This window comes from Asaia sp. W19 (assembly GCF_003994335.1).
GTDB lineage: Bacteria > Pseudomonadota > Alphaproteobacteria > Acetobacterales > Acetobacteraceae > Asaia.
The window spans coordinates 1-1756 of record NZ_PNQZ01000170.1; the positions used below are offsets into that span (position 1 = coordinate 1).

General features: G+C 63.8%; 2 protein-coding genes. One reads left to right on the plus strand and one right to left on the minus strand.

Annotated elements, in window-relative coordinates:
• The coding region (locus C0V97_RS17680) for a thiamine pyrophosphate-binding protein (RefSeq protein WP_127103738.1) at positions 1-1357 on the plus strand (1357 nt) is incomplete at its 5' end.
• Positions 1358-1417: 60 nt separating this feature from the next.
• Here C0V97_RS17680 and C0V97_RS17685 read toward each other — a convergent pair.
• A partial coding sequence (locus tag C0V97_RS17685; RefSeq protein ID WP_127103739.1) for a GNAT family N-acetyltransferase occupies positions 1418-1756 on the minus strand: 339 nt, incomplete at its 5' end.

Sequence of the window (1756 nt, forward strand, 5' to 3'; positions counted from 1 at the left end):
GCAGGATCTGCGCCATGCGGTAACCGACCCGCTGCTTTTCGGCGATCTGCTGAAAATTGCCGAGCCCGCGGTCAAATGGGGCAAGGAAGTCGCGTCGGCCGAGCAACTTCCCACGCTGGTGCGCCGCGCCTTTCACGATGCCGATGCGGCGCCCTCCGGTCCCGTCTTTCTCTCCCTGCCCATGGACGTGATGGAGAAGATGAGCACGATCAGCGCCGGCGCCCCCTCGCGCATCGACCGTAACGCCATCGCAGGCGCCCTGCCCGATCTCGCAAACGCTCTCGCTGCCATCGCTCCCGGTCGGCTCGCCCTGATCGCCGGTGACGAAATCCATGCCAGTCGGGCCGCTGCCGAGACGGCTGCGCTGGCAGAGACACTCGGCGCCCCCGTCTATGGGTCGTCCTGGCCATCACGCGTGCCCTTTCCGACGGCGCATCCGCTCTGGCGCGGCAATCTGCCCACAACGGCGCGCGGCATTGCAGAGGCACTCTCTCACTATGACGCCATCTTCGCCATTGGCGGAAAATCGCTCATCACCATTCTCTACACCGAAGGCTCGGCCATTCCCGAGGGCTGCACCGTCTATCAGCTTTCCTCCGATGTGAACGATCTCGGGCGCACCTACCCCACCACCCTCTCGACCTGCGGCCATCTGAAAGCCTCCCTCACGGCTCTTCAGCCTTTGATCGAAAACGCCTCGAGCGCCCAAAGCGCCGCTTATGCGAGCTTGCGTCGGGACGCGGCTATGAAGCGCGCCACGGAACGCTCCACACTGCATCGTCGCGCCGATGATGCCCTCTCCGAAGCCGTCATTCCCCCGATCCTCGCCGCGCGCGAGGCAGTGCGCGCCATTGGGCCGAACACGCCGATCGTCGATGAAGCCATCGCGACATCAGGCTTTGTCCGCAGCTTTCTGGAGAGCAACGATCCCGCCCAGTATTCCTTTCTGCGCGGTGGGGCGCTGGGCTGGGGCATGCCTGCCGCTGTCGGCTGCGCGCTAGGACTGAAGCGCGAACCCGTGGTCTGCCTCGTGGGCGACGGTGCAGCGCTCTATTCGCCCCAGGCGCTCTGGACAGCAGCCCATGAAGATCTGCCCATTACCTTCGTGGTCATGAATAACTGCGAATATAATGTCCTGAAAAACTTCATGCGCGGCCAGCAGAATTATACCGCCGCCCAGACAGGCCGCTTCATCGCCATGGATATTGTCAACCCCATCATTGATTATCAGGCCCTCGCCACCTCCATGGGCCTGCCCGCCCAGCGCCTGACTCGCGCGGGTGATATCGCGCCTGCCATTCAGGCGGGAATTGCGAGCGGCAAGGCGAATCTGATCGAGATCATGATCAGCCGATAACACGCCACGCGAGGGGTCACCCCTCGTTCCTCCAAAGCGGCCAGTTCCTCGTGCCCGGTATCAGAGTGTCAGGTGAAAGAACTGGTTGTGGGGGCTCGCCTGATAGGGACCGAAAGGCGGGCCGCTCTCGAAGCCGCTTCGGCGATAGAGCCTTATCGCGGCCGCGAAGGAGGGGGCCGTACCGGTCTCAAGACTCAGACATCTCAGCCCGTGCGCCCTGGCCGCGGCGATAATCGTAGCGAGAATCGCTGCCCCTGCCCCCCGCCCGAGAAAATCGGGATGGGTGCGCATGGATTTGACCTCCCCCACCCCCTCACCGAAGATCTTCAGGGCGCCGATCGCTGCAACCCGCCCGTCGATGCGTGCAGACCACACCGTCACCTCGGGTACCATCAAACC